The sequence below is a fragment of the Pseudomonas putida genome (assembly GCF_001636055.1).
GTDB classification, from domain to species: domain Bacteria; phylum Pseudomonadota; class Gammaproteobacteria; order Pseudomonadales; family Pseudomonadaceae; genus Aquipseudomonas; species Aquipseudomonas machongensis.
Map to the genome: position 1 here is coordinate 1,465,654 of NZ_CP011789.1, position 16,295 is coordinate 1,481,948.

12 protein-coding genes, 3 tRNA genes and 1 riboswitch are annotated in these 16,295 nt (G+C 63.1%); of the genes, 9 read left to right on the plus strand and 6 right to left on the minus strand.

Annotated features, from left to right (window positions below):
- Positions 1–192: 192 nt before the first annotated feature.
- The 3 genes from AB688_RS06665 to AB688_RS06675 form a co-directional block, all read right to left on the minus strand.
- The gene (locus tag AB688_RS06665; RefSeq protein ID WP_054895644.1) at positions 193–780 is read right to left on the minus strand and encodes a TMEM165/GDT1 family protein; all 588 of its coding nucleotides are present in this window, start codon (positions 778–780) and stop codon (positions 193–195) included.
- Between the two features lie 87 nt (positions 781–867).
- Positions 868–990: riboswitch (yybP-ykoY riboswitch) on the minus strand.
- Between the two features lie 41 nt (positions 991–1,031).
- Positions 1,032–2,030 (minus strand): class I SAM-dependent methyltransferase, encoded by a 999-nt coding sequence (locus AB688_RS06670; protein WP_063542945.1) that lies wholly within the window; start codon positions 2,028–2,030, stop codon positions 1,032–1,034.
- A gap of 304 nt (positions 2,031–2,334) precedes the next feature.
- Positions 2,335–3,294 (minus strand): 2-hydroxyacid dehydrogenase, encoded by a 960-nt coding sequence (locus AB688_RS06675; RefSeq protein ID WP_063542947.1) that lies wholly within the window; start codon positions 3,292–3,294, stop codon positions 2,335–2,337.
- A gap of 195 nt (positions 3,295–3,489) precedes the next feature.
- On the opposite strand from AB688_RS06675, the gene AB688_RS06680 reads away from it, so the two are divergent.
- From AB688_RS06680 to phnN, 8 genes are all read left to right on the plus strand, one after another.
- On the plus strand, positions 3,490–5,172 hold the full coding sequence (locus AB688_RS06680) for a fatty acid--CoA ligase (protein ID WP_063542949.1): 1,683 nt from the start codon (positions 3,490–3,492) through the stop codon (positions 5,170–5,172).
- 324 nt (positions 5,173–5,496) lie between these two features.
- A complete protein-coding gene (locus tag AB688_RS06685; RefSeq protein WP_054895232.1) occupies positions 5,497–7,383 on the plus strand; it encodes a DUF1302 domain-containing protein in 1,887 nt (628 codons plus the stop codon).
- A gap of 24 nt (positions 7,384–7,407) precedes the next feature.
- A complete protein-coding gene (locus tag AB688_RS06690; protein ID WP_063542951.1) occupies positions 7,408–8,772 on the plus strand; it encodes a DUF1329 domain-containing protein in 1,365 nt (454 codons plus the stop codon).
- A 208-nt stretch (positions 8,773–8,980) separates the two neighbouring features.
- Positions 8,981–11,545 carry an ATP-dependent chaperone ClpB gene (gene clpB / locus AB688_RS06695; protein WP_054895234.1) on the plus strand — a complete coding sequence of 855 codons (2,565 nt, stop codon included), beginning with the start codon at positions 8,981–8,983 and terminating at the stop codon, positions 11,543–11,545.
- A 335-nt stretch (positions 11,546–11,880) separates the two neighbouring features.
- Positions 11,881–11,956: transfer RNA gene (locus AB688_RS06700), tRNA-Asn, on the plus strand.
- Between the two features lie 4 nt (positions 11,957–11,960).
- Positions 11,961–12,037, plus strand: a tRNA-Pro gene (locus AB688_RS06705).
- A 6-nt stretch (positions 12,038–12,043) separates the two neighbouring features.
- Positions 12,044–12,119: transfer RNA gene (locus tag AB688_RS06710), tRNA-Lys, on the plus strand.
- 346 nt (positions 12,120–12,465) lie between these two features.
- Entirely contained in the window at positions 12,466–13,026 is a 561-nt protein-coding gene (gene phnN / locus AB688_RS06720) for a phosphonate metabolism protein/1,5-bisphosphokinase (PRPP-forming) PhnN (protein WP_063542955.1), read from the plus strand.
- 105 nt (positions 13,027–13,131) lie between these two features.
- Here the strand turns inward: phnN and AB688_RS06725 are convergent, their stop codons facing one another.
- From AB688_RS06725 to AB688_RS06735, 3 genes are all read right to left on the minus strand, one after another.
- Entirely contained in the window at positions 13,132–14,427 is a 1,296-nt protein-coding gene (locus tag AB688_RS06725) for an NAD(P)/FAD-dependent oxidoreductase (RefSeq protein WP_054895236.1), read from the minus strand.
- 84 nt (positions 14,428–14,511) lie between these two features.
- A complete protein-coding gene (locus tag AB688_RS06730; protein WP_063542957.1) occupies positions 14,512–14,685 on the minus strand; it encodes a DUF3094 family protein in 174 nt (57 codons plus the stop codon).
- Positions 14,686–14,828: 143 nt separating this feature from the next.
- Positions 14,829–15,458 (minus strand): DUF1780 domain-containing protein, encoded by a 630-nt coding sequence (locus tag AB688_RS06735; protein WP_054895238.1) that lies wholly within the window; start codon positions 15,456–15,458, stop codon positions 14,829–14,831.
- 112 nt (positions 15,459–15,570) lie between these two features.
- Here AB688_RS06735 and AB688_RS06740 point away from each other — a divergent pair, with 112 nt between their 5' ends.
- Positions 15,571–16,266 carry an energy-coupling factor ABC transporter permease gene (locus tag AB688_RS06740; protein ID WP_063542959.1) on the plus strand — a complete coding sequence of 232 codons (696 nt, stop codon included), beginning with the start codon at positions 15,571–15,573 and terminating at the stop codon, positions 16,264–16,266.
- Positions 16,267–16,295: the final 29 nt, after the last annotated feature.

The window sequence follows — 16,295 nt, forward strand, 5'->3', positions numbered from 1 at the left end:
CGGCTGGAGCAATTCCTGTGGGAGCGGGCTGGTCCCGCGATCACCGGCAAAGCCGGTGCCAGGTGCTGCGGTGTCTGGCACCGGCTTTGCCGGTGATCGCGGGACGAGCCCGCTCCCACAGGCCGATTTGTTCCCAGGAACCGGTTTGCTTCCAAAGGCCGGTCGGCTTCCACGGTTCCTGTCCTGAAGGCCCTAGCCAATCCAACCACTGGTCTTCATCGCCGAATACACCGCGACCGCTGCCAGCACGAAGAACGCTGCCGCCGCCAGTCGACGGATCAACGCCAGCGGCAGTTTGTCGGCCGCGAAGTTGCCCGCCAGGACCACTGGTACGTTGGCGATCAACATGCCCAGCGTAGTGCCGATGATGACCATGATCAGGTGCGGGTACTGCGCGGCCAGCATCACTGTGGCGACCTGGGTCTTGTCACCGATCTCCGCCAGGAAGAACGCGATCAACGTGGTCAGGAACGGGCCGAAGCGGCGTGCATTGCTGGTTTCGTCATCGTCCATCTTGTCCGGGACCAGGGTCCACAGGGCGGTGGCGGTGAAGCTCGCAGCCAGGATCCAGTGCAGCACGCTTTCGGTGAAGAACCCGCTGACCCAGGCCCCCACGGCGCCGGCGGCCGCATGGTTGGCGAGGGTGGCGGCGACGATGCCGGCGATGATCGGCCACGGCTTGCGAAAGCGCGCCGCGAGAATGAGCGCGAGCAATTGCGTCTTGTCGCCGATTTCGGCGAGCGCAACGATAGCGGTGGGAACGAGCAGGGATTCGAGCATCAGGCTTCCTACGGGGCGGGTCGACACGGCTATGACACGTACAGCCTCCCCGCCCCGGGTAAGGTGTGCGTGTCATAGGTCTTGTCAAACCCCGGGCTCATCTGTGTGAGCCGTGAGGTCGCACGCGCCATGGCCTGTGGGCCAAGTGTGTTGACGCGTACCGGGCAAGCAGAGGGTGCTTGCGGGAGACTACTCCCCTAGGACGGAGCGGATTCTGCCTAGCCGAAACGGTTTGGGCAAGCGTTAATTTTTTAACCGCGTGTTGCCCTGTAGATCCGGAAGCCGTCTGCTTCGGCGCGGATTTCGCAGTTGCCCAAGGCCTCCTGGAGCAGGGGTTGATAGCGCAGGAAGCTATTGGCAACCAAGCGTATTTCGCCGCCTTTTCGCAGAATTTTGCTGCTTTTTCTCAGCAGGTTTTCCGCCGCCTGATAGTCGGTGTGCACCCCGGTATGGAACGGGGGATTGCTCAGGATCACGGTGAGATTATCGGGTGCTGCATCAATGCCATCACCGCTGATCACCTCGCCTTGCAGACCATTTGCAGCCAGCGTCAGTCGACTGGCGGCCACGGCGAAGGCATCGACATCGAGCAGGGTGACATTGCTTTGTGGATAACGTCGCTTGATGGTCGCGCCGAGTACGCCCGCGCCACAGCCAAAGTCCAGCACATGGCCGATCGGCAGTTGCTCCAGATGCTGCAGCAGCAGTGCGGTACCGCGATCCAGGCGGCCGTGGCTGAACACGCCCGGGAGGCTGATCACCTGCAGCGGGCCATCCTCGAGCGCCAGCTCGAAGCGCTCCGCCAGGCTCTCCAGAGGCTTGGCCTCGGGCGCATTGTCCACGGTCACCTGCCATAGCTGGCAATGCCGGGCGCTGTCGAGCTTGCGCGGTTTGCCGAAGGCCTGCAGTTGCTTGGCCGCGCCTTCGATTCCGCCACGTTTCTCGCCGACCAGATACAGCTCGCGCCCGCCCAGGCGCGAAGCCAGGGCATTGAGCAGGTAGGCGGCAAGGTCGCGGGATTTGGGCAGGAACAGTACCGCCGCGTCGAACGGAACCTGTGGCACCTCCACGCCGTAGTGGCTGCGGCCAGTGAAACGCTGCTCCAGCAGCGCCTGATCACCGGCGTGCCAGGTCCAGGCGTGCGCGTGCGGCAGTTGCCCGAGCAGGCCATCGGCGGCGGCGCCGGCGATCAGCAGCGGGCCCTGGAACAGGTCCGCCTGGCGGAGCAACACTTCACTGCGCGGGTCCATCGGCGGACGCCTCCTGAAAAAGCGCGAAGTGTATCACTTGGCGTACCGGGACGCGGCGTGGTCGCTGCAGGAGCAACTGTCTTGTTCAAGATCTAAAGGCCAGCCCAATCCCCCGTGGGAGCCACTGTCTTGCTCAAAATCTGTGGGAGCGGCGGTTCGCCGCTGCGACTTGCCCGCGAACACGGGCGTAGCCCGTGCCAGGCAACGCGGTGCCTTTTTCGCGGGCAAGCCCGCTCCTACAGGTACCGCACCCGTGCTGAGGACCGTGCACGGGCTGGCAGTGGCGACTGAGCGGGTTTGCGCTTCAGGCCACCACCCGCCGTGGCTGACCGGCGAAGAACGCCTGGGCGTTTTCGGCCAGTTGCCCGACGATACGCTGGCGCGACTCCACCGCACCCCAGGCACTGTGCGGGGTGATGATCAGGCGCGGGATGTCTGCCGCCAGCAGCGGATTGCCGTTTACCGGCGGCTCGACGCTCAGCACATCGGTCGCCGCACCGCCCAGGTGACCGCTGCGCAAGGCATCAGCCAGCGCCTGTTCATCGATCAGGCCGCCGCGGGCGGTGTTCACCACCAGGGCACCCGGCTTGAGCAAGGCCAGTTCACGGGCGCCGATCATGTGACGGGTCTGCTCGTTCAGCGGGCAGTGCAGGGTCAGGGCATCGACTTGCGGCAGCAGTTCATCCAGCGCCAGGCGGTCGGCGCGCGCCGGTCGTCCGAGGATCTGCCCGCTCAGCACACGCATGCCGAACGCCTCGGCCAGGCGCGCCACCGCGCCGCCCAGCTCGCCGTGCCCCAACAGGCCCAGGGTCTTGCCTTCCAGCTCGACGATGGGGAAGTCCAGCAGGCAGAACTGGCTAGCCTTGGCCCATGCGCCGTCCTTTACCGCTTGCTGGTAGTCGCACAGCCGGGTGGCCAGTGCCAGCAGCAGCGCCAGGGTGTGCTGCGCCACCGAAGGTGTGCCGTAGCCCTGGCAGTTGCACACGGTGATGCCCTGTGCGCGGGCGGCGGCGAGGTCGACGTTGTTGGTGCCGGTGGCGGCCACCAGGATCAGTTTCACTTGTGGATTGGCCGCAAGCGCCGCAGCATCGAGCATCACTTTGTTGCTGATCACCACGCTGGCGCCCTGCAGGCGTTCGCTGACCTGTTCCGCTGCGCTGGCGGCATGCAGTTGCAGGCTGTCGAACTGCTGTTCGAGCGCAGAAAGGTCGAGATCTCCCAGGTCAAGGGAGTGATGGTCGAGAAAAACTGCATGACGCGACATTGGCGGCTCCGTCGGCAAAGGCCAGAGGTGGGGAGCACATCGGCTCCGGATTCTGCGGCGCTGTAACGCCCTGTTCGCACATTGCCACTCATACTTTGCGACGCCAAATCATTCCTTCGGCTGATTTGACCGCCGCGTCACCGATCTACAGTAAATCCTTGAATATCCGGCACGCTTTTCAGAAAAGGGATACCCATGCTGCAGACCCGCCTCCTCAAGCCCGCCGACGGCGCCTACACCTACCCGCTGCTGATCAAACGCCTGCTGATGTCTGGCAGCCGCTACGAAAAGACCCGCGAAATCGTCTACCGCGACAAGGTGCGGCTGACCTATCCCGAACTCGGCGAGCGCATCGCCAGGCTGGCCAACGTGCTCACCGAAGCCGGGGTCAAGGCCGGTGACACGGTGGCGGTGATGGACTGGGACAGCCACCGCTATCTGGAATGCATGTTTGCCATCCCGATGATCGGCGCGGTGGTGCACACCATCAACGTGCGCCTGTCTCCCGAGCAGATCCTCTACACCATGAACCACGCCGAAGACCGCTTCGTGCTGGTCAACAGCGATTTCGTCGGCCTCTACCAGGCCATCGCCGGGCAACTGACCACGGTCGACAAGACCCTGCTGATCACCGATGGCCCGGACAAGACCGCCGAGCTGCCGAACCTGGTCGGTGAGTACGAGCAACTGCTCGCCGCCGCCAGCCCGCATTACGACTTCCCCGACTTCGACGAGAACTCGGTGGCCACCACCTTCTACACCACTGGTACCACCGGTAACCCCAAGGGCGTGTACTTCACCCACCGTCAACTGGTGCTGCACACCCTGGCCGAAACTTCGGTGCTCGGCAGCCTCGACAGCGTGCGCCTGCTCAGCACCAATGACGTCTACATGCCGATCACGCCGATGTTCCACGTGCATGCCTGGGGTATCCCCTACGCGGCGACCATGATGGGCGTCAAGCAGGTGTATCCGGGGCGCTATGAGCCAGACATGCTGATCAAGCTGTGGCGCGAGGAAAAGGTCACCTTCTCCCACTGCGTGCCGACCATCCTGCAGATGCTGCTCAACTGCCCTTCAGCCAAGGGCCAGGACTTCGGTGGCTGGAAGGTGATCATCGGCGGCAGCGCGCTCAACCGGGCGCTGTACGAGGCTGCCTTGGCGCGGGGCATCCAGCTCACTGCGGCCTATGGCATGTCGGAAACCTGCCCGCTGATCTCCTGCGCGCACCTGAACGAAGAACTGCTGGCCGGTGGTGAAGACGAGCGCGTCAGTTACCGCATCAAGGCCGGCGTACCCGTACCCTTGGTGGAGGCGGCCATCGTCGACGACCACGGCAACTTCCTGCCCGCCGACGGCGAGGCCCAGGGCGAGCTGGTGCTGCGCGCCCCCTGGCTGACCATGGGCTACTTCAACGAACCGGAAAAGAGCAACGAGCTGTGGGCTGGCGGCTGGTTGCACACCGGCGATGTCGCCACGCTCGATGGCATGGGCTACATCGACATCCGCGACCGCATCAAGGATGTGATCAAGACCGGTGGCGAGTGGATCTCGTCCCTCGACCTGGAAGACCTGATCAGCCGTCACGGGGCCGTGCGCGAGGTGGCGGTGGTCGGCGTGCCCGATCCGCAGTGGGGCGAGCGGCCATTCGCGCTGCTGGTGGTGCACGAAGGCCAGCAGCTGGACGCCAAGGTGCTCAAGGAGCATCTCAAGCCGTTCGTCGAGTTGGGGCACATCAACAAGTGGGCGATTCCGAGCCAGATCGCCGTTGTTACTGAAATTCCCAAGACCAGCGTGGGCAAGCTCGACAAGAAGCGTATCCGCGTGGACGTCACCCAGTGGCAGGCCAGTAACAGTACTTTCCTCTCGACCCTGTAACACTTGCCCGGGTCACGCCTGTTCTGGCGTGACCCGCGTGTTAGAGGTATCGCGCCTTGTCAAACGACGAAATTGAGCCATGCTTCTGCACTGCCAGCGATCGAAGTGGCCATTTGCGATGCCTCTGCTTGCGAGACGCAAATCACACTTTAGAGGGATCAAGCGCGTGTGGCCGCTGGCTATAGTCGGGTCAGGGGATTTTCAGAAATGGGGGAGGGCGCACGCGCATGCCGTGCTGCCTCTGGCAGGAGCCTGCTCGCAGCGCTCGGGGCCGTTTCTGAAAGGACTCACTGCCATAACAAAAAAGTACATGGAGTAGCGTCGATGACATCTGCAAACCCGTTCTGGCGCCGGGCCAAGCTGCCCTTGGCCGTCAGCCTCGCTTCCACGCTCGCAAGTCCCGCATTCGGTGTGAGTTTCAACATCGGGGAAATCGAAGGTCAGTTCGACTCATCGCTCTCCATCGGGGCCAGCTGGTCGACTGCCAATCCCAACAAGAACCTGATCGGCGTCAACAACGGTGGCAAGGGCCTGTCCCAGACCTCCGACGATGGCCACCTGAACTTCAAGAAAGGCGAGACCTTCTCCAAGATCTTCAAGGGTATCCACGATCTCGAGCTCAAGTACGGCGACACCGGCGTCTTCGTCCGTGGCAAGTACTGGTACGACTTCGAGCTCAAGGACGAAGGCCGCGAGTTCAAGGATATCAGCGACTCGGGGCGCAAGTCGGGGGCCAAGTCCTCGGGCGCGCAACTGCTCGACGCGTTCATCTACCACAACTACGCCATCGCCGACATGCCGGGTTCGGTACGCTTCGGCAAGCAGGTGGTGAGCTGGGGTGAAAGTACCTTCATCGGGGGCGGCATCAACTCGATCAACCCGATCGACGTCGCTGCCTTCCGCCGCCCAGGCGCCGAGATCAAGGAAGGCCTGATCCCGGTCAACATGTTCTACATCTCCCAGAGCCTGACCGACAACCTGTCGGCCGAAGCCTTCTACCAGCTCGAATGGGACCAGACCGTCACCGACAACTGCGGCACCTTCTTCTCCCAGCCCGACATCATCTCCGACGGCTGCACCGACAACCTGCGCGTGCTCAACAGCAGCCGCACGGTGCCAGGCGCAGCGCAGCAGTTCCTCGCCACCCGTGGCGTGAACATCAACGAAGAGGGCGTGATGGTGCGCCGTGGTCCGGACCGCGACGCGCGTGACAGCGGCCAGTTCGGCGTGGCGCTGCGCTACATGTTCGAACCGCTGGACACCGAGTTCGGTGCCTACTTCATGAACTACCACAGCCGTGCGCCGATCTTCAGCGCCACCGGCGCCTCGCCTGCGGTGTTCGCTGGCATTCCGTCGCTGCCAGCCAGCCTGCGCCCGCTGGCGCCGCTGATCGTCGCGGGCAACTCGCAGTACTTCGTCGAGTACCCTGAAGACATCCGCCTGTACGGCCTGAGCTTCTCCACCACCCTGCCCACCGGCACGGCGTGGAGCGGTGAAATCAGCTACCGTCCCAACGCTCCTGTGCAGTTGAACACCACCGACATCCTGTTCGCCGGTGTGCGTCCGCTGGGCGGCGCCCTGGCCAACGCTTCGCTGCTCAACGGTACTCCGGGTCAGGACCTGCACGGCTATCGCCGCAAGGAAATCACCCAGTTCCAGACCACCCTGACGCACTTCTTCGACCAGGTGATGGGCGCCAGCCGCATGACCGTGGTGGGCGAACTGGGCGTCACCCATGTGGGCGGCCTGGAGAGCGCACACGACACCCGTTACGGCCGTGACCCGGTGTTCGGCCCAGGCCCGCTGCCGGCCACCGGCGGCGCGAACACCTGCCAGGCACTCAATGCCAGCACCATCGCCGGTGCCGGTGCAGGCGCCTCGACCACCAACCTCAATCGCAAGTGCGAGAACGACGGCTATACCACCAGCACCTCCTGGGGCTACCGCGCCCGGGTGATCTGGGACTACAACGACGTCTTCGCCGGGGTCAACCTCAAGCCCAACGTGGCTTGGTCCCACGACGTGTCCGGCTACTCGCCGGGCCCTGGTGGCAACTTCGAGGAAGGCCGCAAGGCGATCAGCCTGGGCCTGGACGCGGAGTACCAGAACACCTACACGGCGAGCCTGTCGTACACCAACTTCTTCGATGGCAAGTACAGCACCGTGGATGACCGCGACTTCGTCGCCCTCAGCTTCGGCGTGAACTTCTAAGAACTCTGATCCAGGACGACAACGATGAAGATGACCACAAGTCTGCTGAAAGCCGGTGTGCTGGGCATGTCCCTGCTGGCGACCAGCGTCATGGCTGCGGTTTCCGCCGATGAGGCGGCCAAACTCGGTACCACGCTCACGCCGATGGGCGCGGAGAAGGCCGGTAACGCCGATGGCTCGATCGGCCCGTGGGAGCCGCTGGCCAAGACCGCCGGCAGTGTCGATGCCAGGGGCTTCCTGTCCGACCCGTACGGCAGCGAAAAGCCACTGTTCACCATCACCGCCGCGAACGCCGACCAGTACAAGGACAAGCTGGCCCCTGGCCAACTGGCGATGCTCAAGCGCTATCCGGACACCTACAAGCTGCCGGTGTACAAGACCCACCGCGGCGCCACCGTGCCGGATGCCGTGTACGCCGACATCAAGTCCAACGCCACCCAGACCACCCTGGTCGAAGGCGGCAACGGCCTGAACAACTTCCGCGGCGCGATCCCGTTCCCGATTCCCAAGAGCGGTGTCGAGGTGATCTGGAACCACATCACCCGTTATCGCGGTGGCAGTGTGTCGCGTCTGGTCACCCAGGCCACGCCGCAGCAGAACGGTTCCTACAGCCTGGTGTATTTCAACGACCAGTTCGTGTTCCGCGACAAGATGAAGGACTACGACCCGAACAACCCGGGCAACGTGCTGTTCTACTTCAAGCAGGAAGTGACTGCGCCGGCGCGTCTGGCCGGGACCGTGCTGCTGGTGCACGAGACCCTCGATCAGGTCAAGGAACCGCGCAAGGCCTGGATCTACAATGCCGGCCAGCGCCGTGTGCGCCAGGCGCCGCAGGTTTCCTACGACGGCCCGGGTACCGCCGCCGACGGCCTGCGCACCTCCGACAACCTGGACATGTACAACGGCGCGCCGGACCGCTACGACTGGAAGCTCGAAGGCAAGAAGGAGATGTACATCGCCTCCAACGCCTACAAGCTCGACGATCCGAAGCTCAAGTACGCCGACATCATCAAGGCGGGCCACATCAACCAGGACCTGACTCGCTACGAGCTGCGTCGTGTGTGGCATGTGGTCGCGACCCTGAAGCCAGGCCAGCGCCACATCTACGCCAAGCGTGACTTCTACATCGACGAAGATACCTGGCAGGCTGCGGTGATCGACCAGTACGACGGGCGCAACCAGCTGTGGCGCGTGTCCGAGGCGCATGCCCAGCCGTACTACAACAACCAGGTGCCGTGGTACACCCTCGAAGCGATCTATGACCTGCAGTCGGGCCGTTACCTGGCACTGGGCATGAAGAACGAGGAGAAAAAATCCTACGACTTCAGCTTCAGCGCCAACAAGGCTGACTTCCAGCCTGCGGCCCTGCGTCAGAGTGGCGTGCGTTAAGCGTTCAAAAACCAACTCCGTGTCATCTCCCAGAACGCCCCGGCTTGCCGGGGCGTTTCTGTTTCGGTCGGTTTATCAGGCTGACCTCGGTCAACCCCGCTAAGCTTGAATCTTCCAGAATCAGCCTTATCTATTGGTCATCTCAGGCAGGTTCTTCATTACAGGTGCTGTCCATCGCTCCGCCTGCCCTTTAAAGGAAGGTATCCCCATGCGAATAGACCGACTGACAAGCAAGCTGCAACTGGCATTATCCGATTCCCAATCCCTGGCCGTTGGCATGGACCATCCGGCCATCGAACCTGTGCATCTGCTGCAGGCTCTGATTGAGCAGCAGGGCGGTTCGATCAAGCCCCTGCTGATGCAGGTAGGCTTCGACATCAGTAGCCTGCGCAAGGCGCTGACCAAAGAGCTCGACCAACTGCCGAAAATCCAGAACCCCACGGGCGACGTGAACATGTCTCAGGACCTGGCGCGCCTGCTCAACCAGGCTGACCGCCTGGCCCAGCAGAAGGGTGACCAGTTCATTTCCAGCGAGCTGGTGCTGCTCGCCGCCATGGACGAGAACAGCAAGGTTGGCAAGCTGCTGCTTGGCCAGGGCGTGAGCAAGAAGGCCCTGGAAAATGCCATCAACAACCTGCGCGGTGGCGAGGCGGTCAATGATGCCAACGCCGAGGAATCGCGCCAGGCGCTGGACAAGTACACCGTCGACCTGACCAAGCGTGCCGAAGAAGGCAAGCTCGACCCGGTGATCGGCCGTGACGACGAGATTCGCCGCACTGTGCAGGTACTGCAGCGCCGCACCAAGAACAACCCCGTGCTGATCGGCGAGCCCGGCGTCGGCAAGACCGCCATCGCCGAAGGCCTGGCCCAGCGCATCATCAATGGCGAAGTGCCCGATGGCCTCAAGGGCAAGCGCCTGCTCGCCCTGGACATGGGCGCGCTGATCGCTGGCGCCAAGTATCGCGGCGAGTTCGAAGAGCGCCTCAAAGGCCTGCTCAACGAGCTGTCCAAGCAGGAAGGCCAGATCATCCTGTTCATCGACGAGCTGCACACCATGGTCGGCGCCGGCAAGGGCGAGGGCGCGATGGACGCCGGCAACATGCTCAAGCCGGCCCTGGCCCGTGGCGAGCTGCACTGCGTTGGCGCCACCACGCTCAACGAGTACCGCCAGTTCATCGAGAAGGACGCAGCGCTCGAGCGGCGTTTCCAGAAGGTGCTGGTCGAGGAGCCGAGCGAGGAAGACACCATCGCCATCCTGCGTGGCCTGAAAGAGCGCTATGAAGTGCACCACAAGGTGGCCATTACCGACGGTGCGATCATCGCTGCGGCCAAGCTCAGCCACCGCTACATCACCGACCGCCAGTTGCCGGACAAGGCCATCGACCTGATCGACGAAGCCGCCAGCCGCATCCGCATGGAAATCGACTCCAAGCCAGAGGTGCTCGACCGTCTTGATCGTCGCCTGATCCAACTGAAGGTGGAGTCCCAGGCCCTGAAGAAGGAAGAGGACGAAGCGGCGAAGAAGCGCCTGGAAAAACTCACCGAGGAAATCGAGCGCCTTGAGCGCGAATATTCCGATCTTGAGGAAATCTGGGCGTCGGAAAAGGCCGAGGTACAGGGCTCGGCGCAGATCCAGCAAAAGATCGAACAGGCTCGCCAGGAACTCGAGGCCGCCCGCCGCAAAGGCGACCTGAGTCGCATGGCCGAGTTGCAGTACGGGGTGATCCCCGACCTGGAGCGCAGCCTGCAGATGGTCGATCAGCACGGCAAGACCGAGAACCAGTTGCTGCGCAACAAGGTCACCGAGGAGGAGATCGCCGAGGTCGTCTCCAAGTGGACCGGCATCCCGGTGTCGAAGATGCTCGAAGGCGAGCGCGAGAAGCTGCTGAAGATGGAAGGCCTGCTGCACGAGCGGGTGATCGGTCAGGACGAGGCGGTCACTGCCGTGGCCAACGCCGTGCGCCGGTCGCGTGCCGGGTTGTCCGACCCGAATCGCCCGAGCGGCTCGTTCCTGTTCCTCGGCCCAACCGGCGTGGGCAAGACCGAGCTGTGCAAGGCGCTCGCCGAATTCCTCTTCGACACCGAGGAGGCCATGGTGCGCATCGACATGTCCGAGTTCATGGAGAAGCACTCCGTCGCTCGCCTGATCGGTGCACCACCAGGCTATGTGGGTTATGAGGAGGGCGGCTACCTGACCGAGGCGGTGCGTCGCAAGCCCTACTCGGTGGTATTGCTCGACGAGGTGGAGAAGGCGCACCCGGATGTGTTCAACGTGCTCCTGCAGGTGCTGGAGGACGGCCGCCTGACCGACAGCCACGGGCGTACCGTTGATTTCCGCAACACGGTCATCGTCATGACCTCCAATCTGGGCTCGGCGCAGATTCAGGAATTGGTCGGCGACCGTGAGGCGCAACGTGCAGCGGTGATGGATGCGGTGGGTTCGCACTTCCGTCCGGAGTTCATCAACCGGATCGACGAAGTGGTGGTGTTCGAGCCGCTGGGCCGCGAGCAGATCGCCGGTATTACCGAGATCCAGCTGGGCCGCTTGCGTGGTCGTCTGGCCGAGCGCGAGCTGTCCCTGAGCCTGAGCCCGGAAGCCCTCGACAAGCTGATTGCCGTTGGCTACGACCCGGTGTATGGCGCACGGCCGCTCAAGCGTGCGATCCAGCGCTGGATCGAGAACCCGCTGGCGCAACTGATCCTCGGTGGCCAGTTCGTGCCCGGTGCGGCGATCACGGCGAAGGTGGAAGGCGACGAAATCGTCTTCGCCTGACGAAGTTGCCATCGCGGGCTTGCCCCGCGATGGCACCTGCGCAACCCCGCAAACCCCTGATTTTTCGGCGTTGGATCTAACTCGCTGAAAATTTTGAAAAAAATGCTTGCACAAAAAAACGAGTGCCCCTAATATTCGCCCCGCTGTCAGGCACTACGCAGATCACCGGCGGTAAAGATGATCTGAAAACAACTTACAAATCAGTAAGTTGGGTAAAAAAAAGTGGTTGACAAGCAAAACGAAGAATGTAGAATAGCCGACCTCAGCAGCGACAACGCTGAAGAGATTGAAGCTAACACAAGCTTCGAAGCTGTAAGAGTTGTACGAAGTTCAGTTCCGCGATAGCTCAGTCGGTAGAGCAAATGACTGTTAATCATTGGGTCCCTGGTTCGAGTCCAGGTCGCGGAGCCAATTTCGGGGTGTAGCGCAGTCCGGTAGCGCGCCTGCTTTGGGAGCAGGATGTCAGGAGTTCGAATCCCCTCACCCCGACCATTTTCCGGGTCGTTAGCTCAGTTGGTAGAGCAGTTGGCTTTTAACCAATTGGTCGTAGGTTCGAATCCTACACGACCCACCATGTAAAAAGGGCATCTCGAATGAGATGCCCTTTTTCTTTTGTCTCGAGAAAATCATTTCGTAACTCGCGGCTGTTTTCCTGGGTAGCAACTGTCCTGTTCAAAATCTGAAGGCCAGCCACAATCTCTATGGCAGCGGCCGACTTGGCGCCCCAGGGGCTGCTGGATATCCTCCCAGCGATTATCATTCGACCAGCCTGTTGCCGTGTTCATTCTCGGCACCGCCGAGCAAAGCGGCATCGGTTTGCCCCGTATCGTGCCAAAGGGTCAGTGCTGTGAGGGTTGCATGAGCGTGGCGATATCCGCGTCGGTGCGGCAGGTATGGCGAGAAGCGAAGAGGGTGTACTGATGGCAGGCAGGTTGATTTACCTGATCGGGCCGTCCGGATCCGGCAAGGACAGCCTGCTGGACGCCGCCCGCGAACAACTGACAGCGCGTGGCTGTCGCATTGCCCGGCGGGTCATCACCCGGTCTGCCGAAGCGATGGGCGAAGCCGCCCTGGCGGTGAGCGCCGCACAGTTCGAGCAGATGCGCGAGGACGGCGCCTTTGCCCTGCACTGGCAGGCCAACGGCCTGCACTACGGCATTCCACGGGTCATCGACCAGTGGCTTGGGGAAGGGCACGACGTGCTGGTGAACGGCTCGCGTGGCTACCTGAACACGGCGCGGCAGCGTTATCCAGACTTGCAGGTGGTGCTGCTCAGTGTCGAACAGGACATCCTGCGCCAGCGCCTGCTGGCGCGGGGACGTGAGTCGCAGGAGGAAGTGGAGGCGCGCCTGGCGCGTAATGCCCGCTTTGCCAGCGAAGCGCGCGAGGCCGACCCCGGCTTGCTGGTGCTCGATAACTCCGGGCCACTGGCCGACACCGTCTCGCGTCTGCTCGCGCACCTGGAGCGGCCATGCAGCTGACCCAGCTTGGCACTCTGCCCTGCCGGGCACGCCAGAGCTTGCGGCACCTGCGCGGCGACGTGCTCGCAAAAAGGGCCGCAAAGCGGCCCTCGTGATCTCAGCTGATCAGTGCAGCTTCAGGCGCGGCTCGGTGCCGCGGCCGATCTTGCTGCCGATCATCAACATCGCCGTGCGGAACACCCCATACAGCGCCATCTGGTGCATGCGGTACAGCGACACATAGAACATCCGCGCCAGCCAACCCTCCAGCATCACGCTGCCGGTCAGGTTGCCCATCAAGTTGCCTACCGCCGAGAATCGCGACAGCGACACCAGCGAGCCGTAGTCCTTGTACGCGTAGGTTGGCAACGGCTTGTTCTCCAGCCGCGCTTTCAGGCTCTTGGCCAGCATCGAAGCCTGCTGGTGCGCCGCCTGCGCCCGTGGCGGCACATTGCGGTCGCTGCCTGGTTGCGGGCAGGCGGCGCAGTCGCCGAAGGCGAAGATGTCGTCATCCCGCGTGGTCTGCAGCGTAGGGCGTACCACCAACTGGTTGATCCGGTTGGTCTCCAGACCGTCGATATCCTTGAGGAAGCCTGGCGCACGGATACCTGCCGCCCACACCTTCAGGCTTGCCTGGATCACTTCGCCAGTCGCGGTTTTCAGGCCTTCTTCGGTCACTTCGCTGACCGCAGCGTTGGTCATCACCGTCACCCCGAGTTTCTCCAGGGTCTTGTGCACCGGCACGCTGATGCGCTCCGGCAGCGCTGGCAGCACGCGCGGGCCAGCCTCGATCAGGGTGATGTGCATGTCCTTGGGCTGGATGCGGTCCAGGCCGTAGGCGGCCAGCTCGTGGGCTGCGTTGTGCAGCTCCGCCGCCAGTTCCACCCCGGTAGCACCGGCGCCGACGATGGCCACGCTGATCTGCTCGCTGGCCTGATCGCCCGCGTGGGCGCGCAGGTAGTGGTTGAGCAGTTGCTGGTGGAAGCGCTCGGCCTGCTTGCGGCTGTCGAGGAACAGGCAGTGCTGCGCCGCGCCCAGGGTGCCGAAGTCGTTGGTGTTGCTGCCTACGGCGATCACCAGCGTGTCGTAGCCCAGGGTGCGCGCCGGCAGCAGCTCGCGGCCTTCTTCGTCGAGGGTCGCGGCCAGCTGGATCTGCTTGCCTTCACGGTCCAGGCCGCTCATGCGCCCCAGCTGGAAGTTGAAGTGGTTCCACTTGGCCTGGGCCACGTAGTTCAGCTCGTCTTCCGAGGAGTTCAGCGAACCGGCAGCCACTTCGTGCAGCAGCGGTTTCCAGATGTGTGTCAGGTTGGCGTCGACCAGAGTGATCTCGGCGCGCTTGCGCTTGCCGAGGCTCTTACCCAGGCGGGTCGCCAGTTCCACGCCGCCGGCGCCGCCGCCGACAATCACGATGCGATGAGTCATGGGGATATCTCACAAGTTTTACGGAATTCCTGGACACAAGGTCCGGCCGCTGCGTGCGAGAGAGGAGGGCGAGCGCAAGGCAGCTCATAGCACCAGTCCACTCAGCAAGCGGCTCAACAGGCCCAGACCAACGGTCACGATCACCACCAGGGCAAGGAGCAGCCAGGGCCTGAAAGGCTTGCGCTCGACTTGATGCTGGGGGGCTCGCAGATACTCATCGACGCGACGCTGATCTTCCGGATTCAGGCGGCTGGTCATGGTGGGCCTCGTGGGTAGACGCTTGGGATGACGAGAACGCTACAACCTTTCCTGCAGCGTTATCGCAAGCACGTGAAACAAATGATAATACCTTTCATCTCCGCCGCCGAGTGTACGCCATCGCAAAGACACCCGGCACGCGATCAAAGACTGATACCGACATCGAACAGAATGCTGCGCCCCAGGTTGCCGCGCAGGAAATCCGGCGCGTCCGGGTGGGCGAACAGCACCCGGGCGAAGGTCGGCCCCACCAGCGACAACGAGCGCCAGCCCTGGCGCAGGTATTCGGTGGGCGGCGGGAAATGGCTGTTGAGGTCGAGCACCTCGCGCTTGAGGCTGGCGAAGGCGATGATGTCCAGCTCGCCCAAGTCCAGCCCGCGCTCGCGGTAGTTGTGCGCCTTCTTGCGCAGGGTCGGGGCCAGGCGCGCGAGCAGCTCCTGTGCGCTGATTCGCCGGGGGCGCGCCTCGCGGCGCACCAGTTGGGCCAGGGAGAAGGCACTGCGCCGACGCTGCAGCTCCTCGCGCCATTCGTCGTTGAGCCGACGCCCTTCGTCGAGGACGAAGAACACCTCGAACGCCGCATCGCGAAACAGCACGTCAGGCGGCTCCTGGCCGGCCGGGGTGAAGTCCTCGCTGCGGTAGGGAATGTTCAACCCTTGCAGCAGGCGCTGGCAGACCCAACGCTCACGCTCCCATTTGCGGGCATTGGACAGGAACGCGTTGGCTTGTTCGGCCTGGATGGTAAGCAGGCGCAGGTAGTCTGAGTCATCCATGGGAACAAGCTTAGCCTGCAATTGTGAAGGATAAGGGCTTGTTTGTTCGTGGGAATCGTCATCAGGGAATGGGTGTAGACTCGAAAGCATCCGACATGCACGCGAGGTCGCGGTGATCAGCGCACAGGTCCTGTCCTCCACCAGCCTCACACTTGGCTGGCTGGCCTACGTTCCCCTGTTGATCTGGGCGGCCAGTCGCACCCGCTGGGTCGAGCTGTTCAGCGACCCGCGCCGCCAGCACCTGCTGTTCGGCACCGTGTTCGGCCTGTTCGCGCTGTGGCTGGTGCGGCGCGATTTCGACACCGGCGTGTCCTACCACTTCATCGGCATGACCGCCGTGACCCTGCTGCTGGATTGGCCGCTGGCCATACTCGGTGGTTTTCTTGCTCAGCTCGGCCTGCTCGCCCTCGGCCGCCAGGACCTGGCAGCGCTGGGCGTCAACGGCCTGTTGATCATCGGCTTGCCGGTGCTGGTCACCGAGGTGTGCGCGATCCTGGTCGAACGCGCCCAGCCGCGTAACCTGTTCGTCTATATCTTCTGTTCGGGATTCTTCGCTGCAGCCCTGGCGACCTTGTTGTGCCTGATGGCCGCGCTGGGTGTGCTATGGCTGGACGGGCTGTTCGCCATGCCCGAGTGGCTCAGCGATTTCGTCGGCTACCTGTGGCTGATGATGTTCCCCGAGGCCTTCATCAACGGCACCGTGATCAGCGCCCTGGTGGTGTTCTGCCCCGAGTGGCTGGAAACCTTCAACCGCACCCGCTACCTGCAGGCCCCGTGGAAGGATGAAGAGGGCGAGGGGAAGGACTGAATCGCCTCTAAAAACGCCTGTAGAAACCC